Consider the following 15,486-nt stretch of genomic DNA (forward strand, 5'->3'; position numbering starts at 1 on the left):
GCGCGCGTCATTGCGTCCAATTGTCACATCGCGCGCGTCGCACGCGGGCGCGGGCGCGACGGTTCGGCAAATAATTGATAATATTAATTAATATATGTGGGAAACGGCTATGCCCGGGTCCCTGCGCGGCCTATGGCGGCGCGGCCGAAATCGACCGGATCGCGGCGGCGTTCAGGGTTTTGGCGCCATGTCCTCGGCCACCATCCGGCTGGCGCCGGACAGATCGCCCAGTTTTTCACCGGCCGCGATCCGGCCGCGATTGCGGTTGGCGCGGGCCTGGCGCGCGGTCGCCTCGGCCAGCACCTCGTCGGCCTCGTCCGGCGGCAGGATCAGGACGCCGCATTGATCCAGAAGGACCAGATCGCCCGGCAGAACCGGGACATTGCCGCAGGACACCGGCAGGTTCAGCGCCCCTCCAAGGTCGTTCAGCCGCGTGGTGATGGCCGAGACGCCGGTGCAATAGGTGGGCAGCCCGACCTCGATGATTTCATCGGGGTCGGTGCAGGGACCGTCCAGAATGACGGCAGCCGCCCCGGCGGTCTTGGCCGCAAAGGCCACGCCGCCGCCCAGACAGGCGTGCCGCGTGTCGCCCAGCCGGTCGATCACCAGAATATCGCCCGGGCGCAGCACCGAAATCGCGTGGTGGAGCATGGTGGAATCGGTGCCCGGAATGGCGACGGTGATCGCCGTCCCGGCAATCACCCCGGGCAAGGGCGCGATGGGGCGCAGCGCGTTGTTGACGAAACCCCGGTGCCGGAAATGGCCGATGGTGGCGATCTCGACCCCGGTGAAGCCGTCGATCAGCCGCGGATCGACCTGCGGCGGCACCGGCCCGATCTGGTATTTCTTCATCTCTGGAATCCCTTCGGTGAATGATCGGGTGCGACGGTGGTGTCGCGGGCCGGCGCGTCCTGCCAGTCCCGACCGGGCACCGCCGCCAGAAGTTCGCGCGTATAGGGCGCGCGCGGGGTCGAGAACAACGTGGCGGGGTCGTTTTCCTCGACGATCTCGCCCTGACGCATCACGGCGATGCGGTCGCAGATGCGCGAGGCGACGCGCAGATCATGGGTGATGAACAGCATCCCGAACTGCAATTCCCGCTGCATCCGCGCCAGAAGATCCAGTATCTGCCGCTGCACCGAGACATCCAGCGCCGAGACGCTTTCATCGGCGATCAGCAGGTCGGGCTCGACCGCCAGCGCCCGGGCGATACAAATGCGCTGCCGCTGCCCGCCCGAGAACTCATGCGGAAAGCGGATGGCCGCGCCCGCATCCAGCCCCACATCGCCGATCAGTTTCAGCGCCCGGTCTTTGGCTTCGGCCGGTGGGACTCCGTGAATGATCGGCCCCTCGGCGATGGCGCTGCCGATGCTTTGGCGCGGGTCAAGCGCGGTATAGGGGTCCTGAAACACGATCTGGACCCGGCGGCGGGCATCGCGCAGTGCCCGGCCGGTAAGCCCGGTGAACTGGCCGTTGTCGATGATCACGTCGCCCCGGTCGGGCTCGATCAGGCGGATCACGCATTGCGCCAGCGTCGATTTGCCGCTGCCGCTTTCGCCGACCAGCCCCAGCGTCTCGCCGCGCCGGATCGACACGTCGACCCCCTTCAGCGCCGTCACCTCGCGCCCGCCGCCCAGAAGCGAGCGGCTTTTGTAGGTCTTGGTCAGATCCGTGGCCGTCAGCACCGTATCGCCCAGATTCTGCGCGGGTGTTTTGGGCTCCAACTTTGGCACGGCGGCGATCAGCGTCTTGGTATAGTCGGCCTGCGGGTTGCGAAGGATCTGGTCCTTGCTGCCGATCTCGACCAGCCGGCCGTGGCGCATCACCGCCACGCGGTCGGCGATTTCGGCCACGACGCCGAAATCATGGGTGACGAAGATGATGCCGGTGTCGTGTCGATCCCGCAATTCCAGCATCAGCTTCAGGATCTTGGCCTGCGTGGTGACATCAAGCGCCGTCGTCGGTTCGTCCGCCAACAGGATCGCGGGGTTCAGCGCAAGCGCGGTCGCGATCATCACCCGCTGGCTCTGACCGCCGGAAAGCTGGTGCGGATAGGCGCGCAGAATGGCCTTGGGGTCGGGCAACCTGACCTCGTTGAACAGGTCAAGGACACGCGCCTGAATTTCCGCGCGCGACAGGTCGGTATGCTGACGGAAGGTTTCGGCGACCTGATCGCCGATCCGGTAGATCGGGTTCAGCGCCGCCGACGGTTCCTGAAACACCATGGCCAGCCGGCTGCCGGCCAGCGCCAGCCGCTGTTTGCGGGACAGTTTGAACAGGTCGCGGCCTTCGAACAGGATCTGTCCCGATGGCTTCGGCAGGTTCGAGGGCAGAAGCCCCATCACCGACAGCGCGGTCAGCGATTTGCCGGATCCGGTTTCGCCGACGATGCACAGGATCTCGCCGCGTTTCAGCGTCAGCGACAGATCCTCGACCGCAAAGGGGCGGTCGGCACCGGCGAGCAGCGGCACCGACAGGTTCCGGATGTCCAGAAGGGTGTCCTCGGTCATCGCGCGCCCTCCCGGGCCAATGGGTCGCGCATGTCGCAGCCCTTCAGATGCGCGACCAGCTTTGCGATGGATCGGGTCAGTTCGGTGAATATCGCCTCGCCATGCGCGGCCGAGGCCAGATGTGCATCGCCGCCCATCATGCCGTCGGGGTTCACCTCATCGGCATTCAGCGGCAATCCCACCGGCATCTCGCCAAAGCTGATGCCCGCAACCCCGGTCATCGGCAGGCCGAGCGCCCGGCCCTTGGCGGATGGCCGGATCAGATCGGGGCGCATGGCGGCGGGTTGCAGATACATGGCAAGCGAGGTCAGCGGGTCGGCCCCGTGGCCCCGCGCGGCCGCCGCCTTGTCGCCGTAAAGCCGGGTCCAGAGGCTGTCCGGTATCGCCCGCCACAGATCGACCGAGGCAATCGCGACGCCCCGTTCGCGGCGGAGTTTACGTGCCACCTGATCAATCAGGAATGCGTTCGTGGAATGCCCGTTCAGGATCAGCAGACGCTCGATCCCGTGGTCCAGAAACGCGCCCAGCATGTCTTCAAGCACCGCGCAGAAGGTCGCGGCGCGAAGCTGGATGCCGCCCGGAAAGCCGCGGAAGAACTCGGCATAGCCGAAAGGAAGGCAGGGCGCGGCGATCGCCCCCGACAATTCGGCCGCGCGCAGGGCCACCGCTTCGGCCAGCTGATAGTCGCCCATGGGTGCGTGAGGACCCTGTTCCTCCTGACTGCCAAGCGGCAGCAGGATCACCGGATCCTCGGGCAGGCGGTCGCGGAATTCCGCGACCGTCATGTCTTTCAGCGCATGTTTCACGCCGGCAGTTTCACATAATCACCGAACATCCGCATCTCGCCGTCGGGGCGCGGCACGAAGGTGATGTCGGAGCGATGCGCCCAGTTATAGACGCTTTTCCACATGTAATAGCCGGGCGTCACATCCTGCCAGGCCTGCGACAGTTTCAGATAGGCGGCCTTGCGGGCCTCGAACTCGGTCGCTTCCTCGAATACCTTGCCGGCGGCGAGGTATTCCGGCGTCGGATCCCATGTCTTCCACTGCGCGGTCGAACGGCTTGCCGTCGGGCCCCAGTCCAGCCACAGCGGCTGATAGGGGTCGCCGGGGATGAAGTCGGTCGACATCGACATGTTCATCATGTGGTAGGGCCGGGTATAGACCAGCTCGAAATTGTCGAGGATCTCGGCCACGACATTCACGCCGACCTGCCGCCATTGCTCGATCATGATCTCGGCCGCGGCTTCGTAATTCGGATAGAACTGGCGGGTGATATGCCATTGCAACGGCTGGCCGTCATAACCCGATTTCGCGATCAGCGCCTTGGCCGCCTCGGGATCATAGGGCAGCGGGTTCACCATGTTCGGGTCGTAGAACTTGCCGTATTCGGGGAAGTTGAACGGCACCGCCGGGTGGAAGGTGGTGTCGCCGAACAGCGCCTGCACGATGGCATCCATGTCGATCGCCTGCACCATTCCCTTGCGCAGGTTCACGTCGACCAAGGGGTTGTCCTGCGGGTCGGGGCGGCAGTTGAAGGCAAAGGCGGGATAGTTCCCGGCCAGGGCGCGGGCGACGGTCACGTTGTCATAGCTTTCCATCTGCGCTTCCTGGTCGGTCGGGATATTCGCCATGAAGTCGAATTCCCCCGAAACCAGACCCGCCATCCGGCCGGCGAATTCGGGCACGATGCGCCAGATGATCTTGGCGGCGGGGGGCGGCCCGTCCCAATAATCGTCGAAAGCCTCCATCTCGAGCACCTCGCCCGAGCGGAACAGCGTGACCTTATAGGGGCCGGTGCCGATGGGCGCCTGTCCGAAGGCGTCGACGCCCATTTCCAGATAGGCCTTTTTCGGCACCACAAAGCCGATATAGCCGGTCAGCTTGCCGGGGATATAGGGGTCCTCGCGCTCGGTCTCGATCTCGACGGTCAGATCGTCCTTTGGCTCGACCCGGACGAAGCCGGCGGTAAAGGTCTTGCCGCGCGGCTCAAAGGGCTTTTCGCCCCACAGCCGTTCCGGTCCAAGGGTAAAAGCCACGTCCTCGGCGGTCATCGTCTCGCCGTTGTGGAACTTGACGCCCTCGCGCAGCTTCAGCGTCCAGACCTTGCCGTTCTGGGTCCATTCCGTTGCCAGCCCGGGTTTCAGGGTCAGACCCTGTTCGTCGGCGATATAGTCGCGCTCGACCAGATGCGAATAGAAATTGGGAAAGAACCGCCGGGTGGTGGTCGAGATCCCGTTTATCGCGTTGATATTGGCCCAAAGGTTGTCGACCGCGACGGTCAGCGTTGGCCGTGCGCCCTGCGCGAAAGCCCAGCCCGTTGGCAGGATCAGCGACGCCGTTCCCGCACCGATCGAGTATTTCCCGAATGTCCGTCTGGTAATCATCTTCATACCTCCGTGGGGTGGTTGGGTTCAGGTTGTTCGTGACTTGAGCATCGGATCCAGCCGGTCGCGCAGCGCATCGCCAAGCACCGACATGGACAGGGTGATCAGAAAGATCAGAAGGCCGGGCCACACCGAGATCCACCACGCGGTGGACAGATAGTCCCGCCCGTCGCCAAGGATCTGGCCAAGGCTGGTGTTGGGCGGCTGGATGCCGAGGCCAAGGAAAGACAGCGAGGTTTCCATCAGGATGATCTGCGGGAAGGTCAGCGTGACCTGCACGATCAGCGCCGAGGCGACGTTGGGCAGGATATGGCGCAGATAAAGCCGCCCCGGCGCCGCACCAAGCGCCACCACCGCCCGCGCATAAGGCTGCGCGCGTGCCGACAGGACGACACCCCGGGCAAGGCGGGCATAGGTTTCCCAGCCGAACATGCCCATCAGGATCACGAAAAGCACCATCGAGTTGCCGAAAAAGGCCAGCAACGTCAGCGCGATCAGGATGAAGGGCAGCGAGGCCTGAAAATCGACGATCATCATCAGCACTTCCTCGACCCAGCCGCGGAAATGCGCCGCGATGAAGCCGACGAGCGTGCCGAAAACCGCGCCGATGAACGTGCCCATCAGCGCCACCGACAGCGACATCTGCAACCCCGCCACCAGCCGGGCGACCATGTCGCGGCCGATGTTGTCGGTGCCCAGCGGGAATTCGGCGGTGCCGCCCAGCCAGACCGGCGGTTTCAGGCGGCTGAGCAGCGCCTGATCGGTGACCGCATGGGCCGTAAACACGTTTCCGACCAGCGCCACGCTCACCGCGAGAATCAGCACCACGGCCGCAAGGATCACGATCAGGTTCGGACGGCGCTTCATCTCGCGGCCTCGCGGATGCGGGGGTCCAGAAAGCCATAAAGCAGATCAACCACCAGATTGGCGATCACCATCGTCGTGGCGATCACCAGCACCAGCCCCTGAACGACCGCCAGATCGCGCTGCGACACCGCGACGACCAGCAACCGCCCGATGCCGGGCCATGCAAACACCGTCTCGACCACGATCGCCCCGGCGATCAACTGACCCAGATTTAGCCCGATGACGGTGACGATCGGAATCGCGGCGTTCGGAAAGGCGTGAAACAGCACCCGCTTCCAGAACGGCACACCCTTGGCGGCGGCGGCGCGCATATAGGGTTTTTCCAGCACCTCCAGCATGGCCGAGCGGGTGAAGCGGGCCAATGTGCCGGCGCTGAAGGTGGCAAGCGTTATCGCCGGCATGACCAGATGCCGCCAGGTGCCGGTGCCCGAAGAGGGCAGGATCTGCAAGGTCAGCGAAAACAGCAGGATCAGCAGGATGCCAAGGAAAAAGTTCGGCAGCGCAAAGCCGAAAACCGCGAATGCCATGATCGCCCGGTCCAGAAATCCGCCCCGGCGCAGCGCGGCGATGATCCCCGCCGGGATGCCGATCAGCGCGGCGAGGCCCAGCGACACCAGCCCCAATTGCAGCGTGGCGGGCAACCGCTCCATGATCAGGGTCATCACCGGCCGGCTGTCGCGCAGCGAAACGCCGAACTGTCCGGTCGCCATCTGCCCGATATAATTCAGATATTGAATGAAAAGCGGCTGATCCAGCCCCCATTGCCGGCGGAACTGTTCGACCTCGTCCGGCATGGCGTCGGGTCCCAACAGGGCCACGACCGGATCACCCGAGGTGCGCAGGACGATAAAGGCGAAGGTGACGACCAACCACAGGGTCAGCGCCGTTCGCAACAGTTTGATCAGCCAGAATCGCGCCATGGGCCGGGGGTCACGCATTCCTGTTCGGATGGGTGGACCAGCGAACCACGCGATTGCCAGCGAATCAATTCCCTAATCGCGGATGATTTCATATGTTTTGGATATGAATACAGGACTCGACCTGCGCCAGTTGCGTTATTTCGTCTGTCTCGCCGATGAACTGCACTTCGGCCGGGCGGCCGAGCGGCTGGGCATCGCGCAGGCGCCGCTGAGCCAGCAGATCCGCCTGATGGAGGAGCGGCTGGGCGTCACCCTGTTCAACCGGACCACGCGGCGCACCCGGCTGACCTCGGCAGGCGAGACGCTGTTAAGCCATGCCCGGACAATTCTGGACGGGATGGACCGGGCCGTCGCCCATACCCGCGCCATGGCGGGCGAGGCGACCGGGCGGCTGACCGTGGCCGGGGTCAATGTCGCCATGACCCATGTCATCCCGCCGATTCTGGCCGCGTTCCGGCGCGAGCGTCCCGCGGTCATCGTCGATCTTGCCCATCTTGGAACCTCGGAACAGTTGCGGACGCTTGAAACCGGCGAGGTGAACATCGCCTTCATCCGCCCGACCGAGCAGGCCGCCCATATGCAGATCGAAACCCTGCTGCGCGAAGGCTTCGTTGCCGCGCTGCCCAAGGATCACCCGTTGACCGCAAAGGCCGAACTGTCGCTGCGCGATCTTATCGCCGAGCCGATGATCGGTTACGCGCCGATCCTTGGGGCGAATTATGCCACACTTCTGCGCGACGCCTTTCGGCGCGCGGGGTTGTCCCCCCGCATCGTCCAGGAAAGCAGGCATACCACAACGGTCGCGGCGCAGGTCGCCTCGGGTCTGGGGGTGGCGGTGATGCCGTCATGGATCAGGAACGTCCATTCGCCTTATCTGGAGTTCCGGCCGGTGCCCGAACTGCCCTTCGCGGTCGAGCTTATGGTGGCATGGCCGGCGGGCGAAACCTCGCCCATCGTTCAGGATTTCATAGCCATCACCCGCAGAACCATCGCCGGGATTGCGCGCGATGGCGGGTTTCAGCTGCCCGACCCGCGGGGCTGACCGGGGTGATCAGACCAGAACGTCGATGGCAAGCGGCGGCGGCGCGCCCTGTTCCATCGCCTCGAAATTGCCGAACATGCGCTGAACCGACGCCCCGAACCCATCGGCCGAGACGGCGGCGATATGCGGCGTCACGATGACCCGGTCCAGACCGAGCAGGGGGTTGTCGGGCTGCACCGGCTCGACCGAGAACACATCTACCCCGGCCCCGCGCAGGCGGTGTGCCCGGATGGCCTCGGCCAGATCGGATTCGACCACGACCCCACCCCGGGCGACGTTGATCAGCAACGCTTCGGGTTTCATCAGCGCCAGCGTGTCGCGGTTGATCATGTTGCGGGTGCTGTCGTTCAGCTCGCAGTTCAGCGTCACCACGTCGGCGCTTTGCAGCAGATCCGGCAGCGCGGCGAAGCTTACCCCAAGCTCACGTTCCTCGGTCTCGGCCAATGGCGTCCGCTTGGAATAAAGCACCCTGCAGCCGAAGCCGCGCAGCAGACCCGCCAACGCCTTGCCGATATAGCCAAGCCCGACGATGCCAACGGTCTTGCCCGACAGCGTGCTGGAGGTCACGGCAAGCTCGGACTTGGGCCAGCGCCCGTCCTCGACCGCCACATGCCCGCGCACGATATTGCGGTTAAGCGCAAGGATCATGCCAAGCGCGGTTTCGGCGACGGTGATGGCGTTGGACCCGGTGGTGCGGAACACCCGCACCCCCTGCCGCCGCGCGGCCTCAAGGTCGATGTTGTCAAAGCCGACGCCCCATTTATGCACCGCCTTCAGTCCCGGTACCGCCATCATCGCCGCCGTCATCGGCACGTCGCTGACGATGGCGTAATCGGCACCTTCCAGCGCCGCCAGTTGCGCGTCCGGATCGCGCGAGGAGGCGTTGTCCAGCGTCCAGCCCGGGGCAAGAAAGCCGCCCATCCGCGCCATGCGGTCGTCTGTGGTGGGGTCAAGGAATACGATGCGCGGCATGAAAATATCGGACCTTTCTAGATCGTGAAGCGAACCCCGGGACGGGCCAGCCCGCCGCCCTGCGCCATGACGGTGCCATCCGCACGCCAGCAGGCCGCCCCGGTCAGCATCGCATCGGCACCAAAGCCGATCGCGTTCATGCCGCCGCCGATGGTCTTGACCAGCCGCACCTCGTGACCCATCGCGCGCAGCGCGTCGGCCATCGGCGCGAAAGCCGGTTCGAGTTCGACATGCTGCCCCTCGGTCCAGATGCGCGGGGCCTCGACGGCCTGTTGCAGCGTCATGCCGAAGTCGATCAGGTTGACAATCGCCTGCATGGCCGAGGGGAAGATCCGGACCGCGCCGGGCAGACCCAGCGCGAAACGGGGCGCGCCATCCTTCAGCACGATCATCGGCGCCATCGAGGTCGGCACCCGTTTGCCCGGCTGGATCGACATGGCGCGGCCGGGGTGGGGATCATAGTTCAGCATGTAATTGTTGGGGATGATCCCGGTGCCCGGCACCATGAAGCGTGCACCGAACAAGCCGTTGATGGTATGGGTGGCCGAGACGATGTTGCCATCCCGGTCGGCCACCGTCAGATGGGTGGTATCGCGGCTTTCACGCGCCTGTGGCGCCGCATCGCTTGCGCCGCCGATGTCGCGCAGGCGCGACTGGCTGTCGCGGGCATAGTCTTTCGAGATATACAGATCGACCGGCACATCGACGAAATCCGGGTCGCCCGAGGCGGCGCGGCGGTCCTCGAACGCGACGCGGATCACTTCGGCCAGCAAATGCAGGCATTGGGCGCTGCCGAAACCCATGGCGCGCAGGTCATGGGGCTCCAGCAGGTTCAGCATCTCGACCACATGCACGCCGGAGGATGCGGGCGGCGGCGGACCGGCCACGGTATAGCCGCGATAGTTGCCAAAGATCGCCGCGCGTTCGACGGCGCGAAACCCGGTCAGATCGTCCAGCGTGACATGGCCCGCGTCGGGGCCGTCCGTGGCCAGCCGGTCGACCAGCGCCCGGCCAAGCGCGCCGCCGTGCAACGCCGCCTCGCCCTGATCGCGGATCATGCGCAGGCTTTCGGCGTAATCGCCCATGACCAGCCGCGTGCCCGCCGCGACCGGCGCGCCGTCCGGCAGGAAAATGCGCGCGATCTCGGGATCGGCGGCAAGGTCCCCGGCATGTTCCCTGACCGCGCCGTTCAGGTAATGGCTGGCGGTAAAGCCGCGCGCGGCGATCCGGATCGCCGGGTCGATGACATCGGCAAAGGGCAGCCGGCCGTATTCGGCCTGCATCATGCACCAGCCGCGCAGGTTGCCCGGAACCGCCACCGCCGAGGGCCCGATCGTGTTGCGGCGCCCGACCGTCTCCATCGCATAGGGCGGGCTGCCGGGAACCGGGTCGAACATATCCTCGCGCGCCTGCGCGCCCGCCGTCGACATGGCGTCGATCACCACATGCCGGCCGTCGGCCAGCCGGATATGGGAAATGCCGCCGCCCGCGATGCCGACCATCATCGGCTCGACCACGGTCAGGGTCAAAAGCGCCGCAACCGCCGCATCGACCGCATTGCCCCCGATCGCCAGCATCTCGTTGCCCGCCGCCGAGCCAAGGGGGTTGTTCGTCACCACTACCCCGATGGATCCGATCGCGGGCCGCTTTTCGCAGGTGAAGGGCAATGTCCGGGTGTGTTCAGCCATGGCGCCATCGTCCGCAGCGCGCCGCGGATGTCAATCTCCGCGATGTGTCGATCCGCGCGTCAGGACCGAGAGCCGGTCAGGATCACCACGGCGCCCAGAATGCAAATTCCGCCGCCAAGCAGGTCCCATCGGGTCGGAACCTGCCCCTCGGTCAGCCACAGCCAGACCAGTGAGGCGGCGACATAGATGCCGCCATAGGCCGCATAGGCGCGGCCGGCGAATGCCGTATCGACCCGGGTCAGCAGGAACGCGAAAAGGATCAGCGCGGCGGTGCCGGGCACCAGCCACAGCGCCGAGCGGTCCAGCCGCAGCCAGGCCCAGAACGCAAAACAGCCGGCAATCTCGGCCATCGCCGCCACGACATATAACGCGAGCGAGCCGGCGGGCAGGGTCATCCCGGGTTAAACGTCCAGCTCTTCCACGAAACGGGCGTTTTCCTGAATATATTCGAACCGCAGTTCCGGCTTCTTGCCCATCAGACGCTCGACTAGATCGCCGGTCTCGCCGCCGTCCTCGTCGTCGATGGACACGCGGATCAGCTTGCGCGTCTTGGGGTTCATCGTGGTGTCCTTCAGGTCCTTGGCGTCCATCTCGCCCAGACCTTTAAACCGCTGCACGTCGATCTTGCCCTTGCCGCCCAGACCCTTGGCCAGCATCCTTTCCTTTTCCGCGTCATCCGAGACGTAAAGCCGGATCGCGCCCTGGGTCAGCCGGTAAAGCGGCGGGCAGGCCAGATACAGATGGCCCTTGTCGATCAGCGGCCGCATCTGGGTGAAGAAAAAGGTCATCAGCAGGCTGGCGATATGGGCGCCGTCCACATCGGCATCGGTCATGATGATGATCTTGTCATAGCGCAGATCATCGACGTTGAACCGGCTGCCCATGCTGACCCCGAGCGCCTGGCACAGATCGTTGATTTCCTGATTGGTCCCCATCTTCGACGAGGCCGCCCCGAGCACGTTCAGGATCTTGCCGCGCAAAGGCAGAAGCGCCTGATTGTTGCGGTCGCGGGCCATCTTGGCCGAACCGCCGGCGCTGTCGCCTTCGACGATGAACAGCTCGGTCCCGTCGCGGTTGCTGGCGCTGCAATCGACCAGCTTGCCGGGCAGACGCAGCTTCTTTGTCGCCGATTTGCGGGCGGTTTCCTTTTCGACCCGGCGGCGCAGGCGTTCCTCGGCCCGAAGGACAAGGAAATCCAGAATGGCCCCGGCGGATTTCGTATCGGCCGCCAGCCAGTTGTCGAAATGGTCGCGGACCGCGCCCTCGACCAGCCGCGCGGCCTCGGTCGTGGCCAGACGGTCCTTGGTCTGGCCGACAAATTCCGGCTCGCGGATGAAGCAGGACACCAGCGCGCAGCCGCCCGCCAGCAGATCCTCGCGGGTGATCTGGGCGGCCTTGCGGTTGTTCACCAACTCGCCATAGCCGCGGATGCCCTTCAGGATCGCCGACCAGAAGCCGGCTTCGTGGGTGCCGCCTTCGGATGTGGGGACGGTGTTGCAATAGGATTGGATGAAGCCGTCGCGGGAGGGCGTCCAGTTGATCGCCCAATCGACCTTGCCGACCGCGTTGAAACGTTCGCGGAAATCGACATTGCCGGCAAAGGGGCGCTCGGCATAGGTGCTGGCGCTGCCCAGCGTCTCATGCAGATAATCCGCGAGACCGCCGGGGAAATGGAACGTCGCCTCGACCGGCGTTTCGCCGTCGTCGATTTCCGATTTCCAGCGGATTTCGACGCCCGAGAACAGATAGGCCTTGGACTTGGCCATTTTCATCAGCCGCGCCGGTTTCATCCGGTGATGGCCAAAGATTTCCTCGTCCGGGTGAAAAGTCGTCGTGGTGCCGCGCCGGTTCGGGGACTGACCGACCTTTTCGATCGGGCCAAGCGGTATCCCGCGCGAGAAATGCTGTTCGTAAAGCTCGCGGTTGCGGGCCACCTGAACGACCATGCGATCGGACAGCGCGTTCACCACGCTGGCGCCGACGCCGTGCAACCCGCCCGAGGTCTGATAGGCATCGCCGCCGAACTTGCCGCCGGCGTGCAGCGTGCAATGGATCACCTCGAGCGCCGACTTGCCCGGAAACTTCGGATGCGGGTCGATGGGCATGCCGCGGCCGTTGTCGCGCACCGTGACCGCCCCGTCGGCATGCAGCTCGACCTCGATGCGAGTGGCGTGGCCGGCCACCGCCTCGTCCATCGAGTTGTCAAGGATCTCGGCCGCAAGATGGTGCAGCGCGCGTTCGTCCGTGCCGCCGATATACATGCCCGGGCGCTTGCGCACCGGCTCCAGCCCCTCCAGCACCTCGATGGATGCGGCGGAATAGCTTTCGCTTGCGGCGGAAAGAAGATCGTCGGCCATATATGTCCCGGTCTGCTCGATTCTTGTTTCAGCCACTATCCCACGACCCGGGGCAGCGGGGCAAGGCTTGTGGTGGGGTGCGTTGATCCACCTAGGGGTGGGGTTCGGTGGCTCAGCCAGGGCCAGCGCTACTCGGGTTCGTTCAACCGCTCTTGCCACATTTTCTGGAAAGCCGGCCGGGACTGGCAGTCGGCCAGCCATGACTGAAGCGAGGGGAATTGTTCCATCAACTGGCCATAGCCCTGCGCATAGCGGATGATTTCGGCCACGTTTATGTCGGCCACGGTGAACCGGCCGCCTACCATATGCCCGGACCGCGCCAGATGGTCGTCGATGACCTGCAACGGACGCACCAGCCGCTCGGCGGCATTGGCGACCGCCGCCTGATCGCTGCCCGGCTGGGCCTGACCGGGGCGGTGCAGATATAGGATCGTCAGCGCATCGGCCTCGATCGCGGTGGCCGCATAGAATGACCACTGGTCCATCCTTGCACGCTCGATCTCATCCATCGGGCCAAACGGGGCGCAGTGGCGGGACGCGAGATACAGCGTGCAGGCCAGCGATTCCGACAGGATCAACTCGCCATCGACCAAGACCGGGATCGCCGCCGCCGGCGACAGCTCCATGAACTTGGGTGAGCGGGTGTTCAGCGGCGCATCGGGCGACATGGGGTCGGCAAGGCGATAGGCCTGAATGACGGGCACCTGCCGGAACTCCAGCCCGATTTCGTGGCAAAGCCAGATAATGCGCGAAGCGCGCGAGCGGGTCACGCCGTATATGGTCAGCATCAGGGCCTCCGTCCGATATGCCGGGGCAGCCTAGCAATGCGGTGCGGGCGCGGCTAGCGGCTTTCCACCGCTTCGCCCGTTATCGTGAACGCCCGGACGGCATCACCCCGAAGGCGGGGTTGCCCGGTGGGGTTGCCTGTTGCCGGGGCCGCGATTATGGCCTTATGGGTCATGAGTATTTTTTCCCGCATACGCCCCAATCTGGGCCCGACTCTGGCCCTGGCCCTGCCGCTTGTCGGCAGCCATCTGGCGCGCATGGCGCTGGGCGTGACGGATACGGTCATGGTCGGCTGGTACGGGGTCGAGCCGCTGGCCGCGCTGGTGCTGGCGACCTCGTATTATTTCCTGCTGTTCATGCTGGGATCGGGCTATGGCATCGGGGTGATGGGGGTGATCGCGACCGCCATCGCGCGCAAGGACGAGACCGAGGCGCGGCGCGCCACCCGCATGGCACTTTGGATCTCGATCCTGCATTCGATCATCTTCCTGCCGGCGATGTGGTTTTCCGAGGACATCCTGCTGTGGCTGGGCCAGGATCCGCTGATCGCCGCGCTGGCGCAGGACTACCTGCGTATCGGCGGACTGATGCTGTTCCCGGCTTTGTGCGGTCTGGTCCTGAACAGCTATATCGCGGCGCTGGAGCGGGCGCGGATCGTCCTTTGGGTCACGCTGGCGGGGTTGCCGCTGAACATCCTGCTGAACTGGCTGCTGATCTTTGGCAACTGGGGGTTCCCGCAGATGGGCGTTGCCGGCTCGGCGCTGGCCAGCCTGACGGTGCAGATGGCGCAGCTTGTCCTGTTGCTCGGCTATGCCGAACGGCTGTCGCGCGCGCGTGGTTTCAGCCTGTTGCAGCGGTTCTGGCGGCCGGACTGGCAGGCGTTCCGCCGGCAGTTCTGGCTGGGTCTGCCGGTCGGGCTGACGCTGGTCGCCGAATCGGGGCTGTTCGTCGCTTCGGGCGTCATGATGGGCTGGATCGGAACCCAGCAGCTGGCCGCCCACGGCATCGCCATTCAGGTCACGGCGATCGCCTTCATGATCCATCTGGGCATCGGCAATGCCGCCACCGTCCGCGTCGGGCAGGCCATGGGCCGCCGCGATCAGCGCGGGATGGAGGACGCCACCCTGACGGTGCTGTTCCTTGCGCTTCTGGTGGTGGCGGTGGTGGTGATCATCTTCCTGACCATGCCCGCGCCGCTGATCGCGGTCTATCTGGACCAGACCGACCCCGAGGCGCCGATGCTGATCGCGATCGGCAGTATGCTTTTGGGCTATGCGGCGCTGTTTCACATGTTCGACGGGCTGCAGGCGGTGGCGCTGGGTCTTTTGCGGGGCGTTCAGGACACCCGCATTCCGATGTATATCGCGTTTTTCAGCTATTGGGCGGTCGGCATGCCCATCGCCTGGGTGCTGGCATTCCCGCTGGGGTTCGGTCCCCCCGGGCTGTGGCTGGGGCTGGTGGCCAGTCTGGTCGCGGCCTCGGGGCTTTTGCTGTGGCGGTTCTGGTACGGGCTGCGGCATGGCAAATGGGTTGCGCGATCCGAAACCCAAGCGCCGCCGGATCCGATGAGCGAAACCGCCGCGATGGTTTCGGCGATGCCGTTCGACAGCATGGGCGAGACGCTGGCCACCACCACCCCCTTGCCGGACGGCGGCCGGCGGGACTAAGGTTTGACGGTCGTCAAAGGGGAACAGATCTTGCGCCTGTATTTCGTCCAGTTCCGTTGCCATCCCGGCATGACCTATCAGGTCGCCGACGCGATCTATGACCGCGAAGTCGTGTCCGAGCTTTACTCCACCTCGGGCGACTATGATCTGATGGCCAAGGTCTATGTGCCGGATAGCGAGGATGTGGGGCGGTTCCTGGCCGAGAAGCTGTTCGACATTCCGGGCATCAGCCGCACCCTGACCACGGTGACGTTCCGCGCCTATTAGCGCGCCGTGTCGGGCCGAGCCATT

General features: G+C 65.1%; 14 protein-coding genes. 3 read left to right on the forward strand and 11 right to left on the reverse strand.

Annotation, left to right across the window (positions count from 1 at the left end; genetic code table 11):
* Window positions 1-171 precede the first annotated feature (171 nt).
* From ACFSCT_RS14215 to ACFSCT_RS14240, 6 genes are read right to left on the reverse strand one after another with little or no spacing between them, the layout of a single operon-like run.
* Window positions 172-852 carry an RraA family protein gene (locus ACFSCT_RS14215; protein WP_379143778.1) on the reverse strand — a complete coding sequence of 227 codons (681 nt, stop codon included), beginning with the start codon at window positions 850-852 and terminating at the stop codon, window positions 172-174.
* Complete coding sequence (locus ACFSCT_RS14220) at window positions 849-2,510, reverse strand: dipeptide ABC transporter ATP-binding protein (RefSeq protein ID WP_379143780.1); 1,662 nt, start codon at window positions 2,508-2,510, stop codon at window positions 849-851. The genes ACFSCT_RS14215 and ACFSCT_RS14220 overlap by 4 nt, the downstream gene beginning before the upstream one ends.
* A complete protein-coding gene (locus ACFSCT_RS14225) occupies window positions 2,507-3,316 on the reverse strand; it encodes a creatininase family protein (protein WP_379143782.1) in 810 nt (269 codons plus the stop codon). Before ACFSCT_RS14225 ends, ACFSCT_RS14220 begins: the two co-directional genes overlap by 4 nt.
* Complete coding sequence (locus tag ACFSCT_RS14230; protein WP_379143784.1) at window positions 3,313-4,896, reverse strand: ABC transporter substrate-binding protein; 1,584 nt, start codon at window positions 4,894-4,896, stop codon at window positions 3,313-3,315. The genes ACFSCT_RS14225 and ACFSCT_RS14230 overlap by 4 nt, the downstream gene beginning before the upstream one ends.
* 27 nt (window positions 4,897-4,923) lie before the next feature.
* Window positions 4,924-5,763 (reverse strand): ABC transporter permease, encoded by an 840-nt coding sequence (locus tag ACFSCT_RS14235; RefSeq protein WP_379143785.1) that lies wholly within the window; start codon window positions 5,761-5,763, stop codon window positions 4,924-4,926.
* A complete protein-coding gene (locus ACFSCT_RS14240; RefSeq protein ID WP_379143786.1) occupies window positions 5,760-6,701 on the reverse strand; it encodes an ABC transporter permease in 942 nt (313 codons plus the stop codon). Before ACFSCT_RS14240 ends, ACFSCT_RS14235 begins: the two co-directional genes overlap by 4 nt.
* A gap of 85 nt (window positions 6,702-6,786) precedes the next feature.
* On the opposite strand from ACFSCT_RS14240, the gene ACFSCT_RS14245 reads away from it, so the two are divergent.
* Window positions 6,787-7,725 carry a LysR substrate-binding domain-containing protein gene (locus ACFSCT_RS14245; protein WP_379143788.1) on the forward strand — a complete coding sequence of 313 codons (939 nt, stop codon included), beginning with the start codon at window positions 6,787-6,789 and terminating at the stop codon, window positions 7,723-7,725.
* Between the two features lie 9 nt (window positions 7,726-7,734).
* Here ACFSCT_RS14245 and ACFSCT_RS14250 read toward each other — a convergent pair whose 3' ends face one another.
* The 5 genes from ACFSCT_RS14250 to ACFSCT_RS14270 form a co-directional block, all read right to left on the reverse strand.
* Window positions 7,735-8,697: a 2-hydroxyacid dehydrogenase gene (locus ACFSCT_RS14250; protein WP_379143790.1), complete on the reverse strand. Its 963-nt coding sequence runs from the start codon at window positions 8,695-8,697 to the stop codon at window positions 7,735-7,737.
* Between the two features lie 17 nt (window positions 8,698-8,714).
* Complete coding sequence (ggt, locus tag ACFSCT_RS14255; RefSeq protein ID WP_379143791.1) at window positions 8,715-10,385, reverse strand: gamma-glutamyltransferase; 1,671 nt, start codon at window positions 10,383-10,385, stop codon at window positions 8,715-8,717.
* A gap of 59 nt (window positions 10,386-10,444) precedes the next feature.
* Window positions 10,445-10,780, reverse strand: a complete 336-nt coding sequence (locus ACFSCT_RS14260; RefSeq protein ID WP_379143793.1) for a YnfA family protein — start codon at window positions 10,778-10,780, stop codon at window positions 10,445-10,447.
* 6 nt (window positions 10,781-10,786) lie between these two features.
* Window positions 10,787-12,742 carry a DNA topoisomerase IV subunit B gene (gene parE / locus ACFSCT_RS14265; RefSeq protein WP_379143794.1) on the reverse strand — a complete coding sequence of 652 codons (1,956 nt, stop codon included), beginning with the start codon at window positions 12,740-12,742 and terminating at the stop codon, window positions 10,787-10,789.
* A 128-nt stretch (window positions 12,743-12,870) separates the two neighbouring features.
* Window positions 12,871-13,530 (reverse strand): glutathione S-transferase family protein, encoded by a 660-nt coding sequence (locus ACFSCT_RS14270; RefSeq protein WP_379143795.1) that lies wholly within the window; start codon window positions 13,528-13,530, stop codon window positions 12,871-12,873.
* A gap of 171 nt (window positions 13,531-13,701) precedes the next feature.
* On the opposite strand from ACFSCT_RS14270, the gene ACFSCT_RS14275 reads away from it, so the two are divergent.
* A complete protein-coding gene (locus ACFSCT_RS14275) occupies window positions 13,702-15,195 on the forward strand; it encodes an MATE family efflux transporter (RefSeq protein ID WP_379143797.1) in 1,494 nt (497 codons plus the stop codon).
* Window positions 15,196-15,225: 30 nt separating this feature from the next.
* Window positions 15,226-15,462, forward strand: coding sequence for an Lrp/AsnC ligand binding domain-containing protein (locus ACFSCT_RS14280; protein ID WP_379144395.1), 237 nt, complete (start codon window positions 15,226-15,228; stop codon window positions 15,460-15,462).
* The last annotated feature ends 24 nt before the right edge of the window (window positions 15,463-15,486 follow it).

Origin of the sequence: Paracoccus pacificus (assembly GCF_042680785.1) — a bacterium.
GTDB classification, from domain to species: domain Bacteria; phylum Pseudomonadota; class Alphaproteobacteria; order Rhodobacterales; family Rhodobacteraceae; genus Paracoccus; species Paracoccus pacificus.

What these genes read in the sequence shown, in the direction of transcription:
- ACFSCT_RS14240 (WP_379143786.1), bottom strand. Translation starts at nt 6,701, where the DNA reads ATGCGTGACCCCCGGCCCATGGCGCGATTCTGGCTGATCAAACTGTTG.
- ACFSCT_RS14245 (WP_379143788.1), top strand. Translation starts at nt 6,787, where the DNA reads ATGAATACAGGACTCGACCTGCGCCAGTTGCGTTATTTCGTCTGTCTC.
- ACFSCT_RS14250 (WP_379143790.1), bottom strand. Translation starts at nt 8,697, where the DNA reads ATGCCGCGCATCGTATTCCTTGACCCCACCACAGACGACCGCATGGCG.
- ACFSCT_RS14275 (WP_379143797.1), top strand. Translation starts at nt 13,702, where the DNA reads ATGAGTATTTTTTCCCGCATACGCCCCAATCTGGGCCCGACTCTGGCC.
- ACFSCT_RS14235 (WP_379143785.1), bottom strand. Translation starts at nt 5,763, where the DNA reads ATGAAGCGCCGTCCGAACCTGATCGTGATCCTTGCGGCCGTGGTGCTG.
- ACFSCT_RS14215 (WP_379143778.1), bottom strand. Translation starts at nt 852, where the DNA reads ATGAAGAAATACCAGATCGGGCCGGTGCCGCCGCAGGTCGATCCGCGG.
- parE (WP_379143794.1), bottom strand. Translation starts at nt 12,742, where the DNA reads ATGGCCGACGATCTTCTTTCCGCCGCAAGCGAAAGCTATTCCGCCGCA.
- ACFSCT_RS14260 (WP_379143793.1), bottom strand. Translation starts at nt 10,780, where the DNA reads ATGACCCTGCCCGCCGGCTCGCTCGCGTTATATGTCGTGGCGGCGATG.
- ACFSCT_RS14220 (WP_379143780.1), bottom strand. Translation starts at nt 2,510, where the DNA reads ATGACCGAGGACACCCTTCTGGACATCCGGAACCTGTCGGTGCCGCTG.
- ACFSCT_RS14230 (WP_379143784.1), bottom strand. Translation starts at nt 4,896, where the DNA reads ATGATTACCAGACGGACATTCGGGAAATACTCGATCGGTGCGGGAACG.
- ggt (WP_379143791.1), bottom strand. Translation starts at nt 10,385, where the DNA reads ATGGCTGAACACACCCGGACATTGCCCTTCACCTGCGAAAAGCGGCCC.
- ACFSCT_RS14270 (WP_379143795.1), bottom strand. Translation starts at nt 13,530, where the DNA reads ATGCTGACCATATACGGCGTGACCCGCTCGCGCGCTTCGCGCATTATC.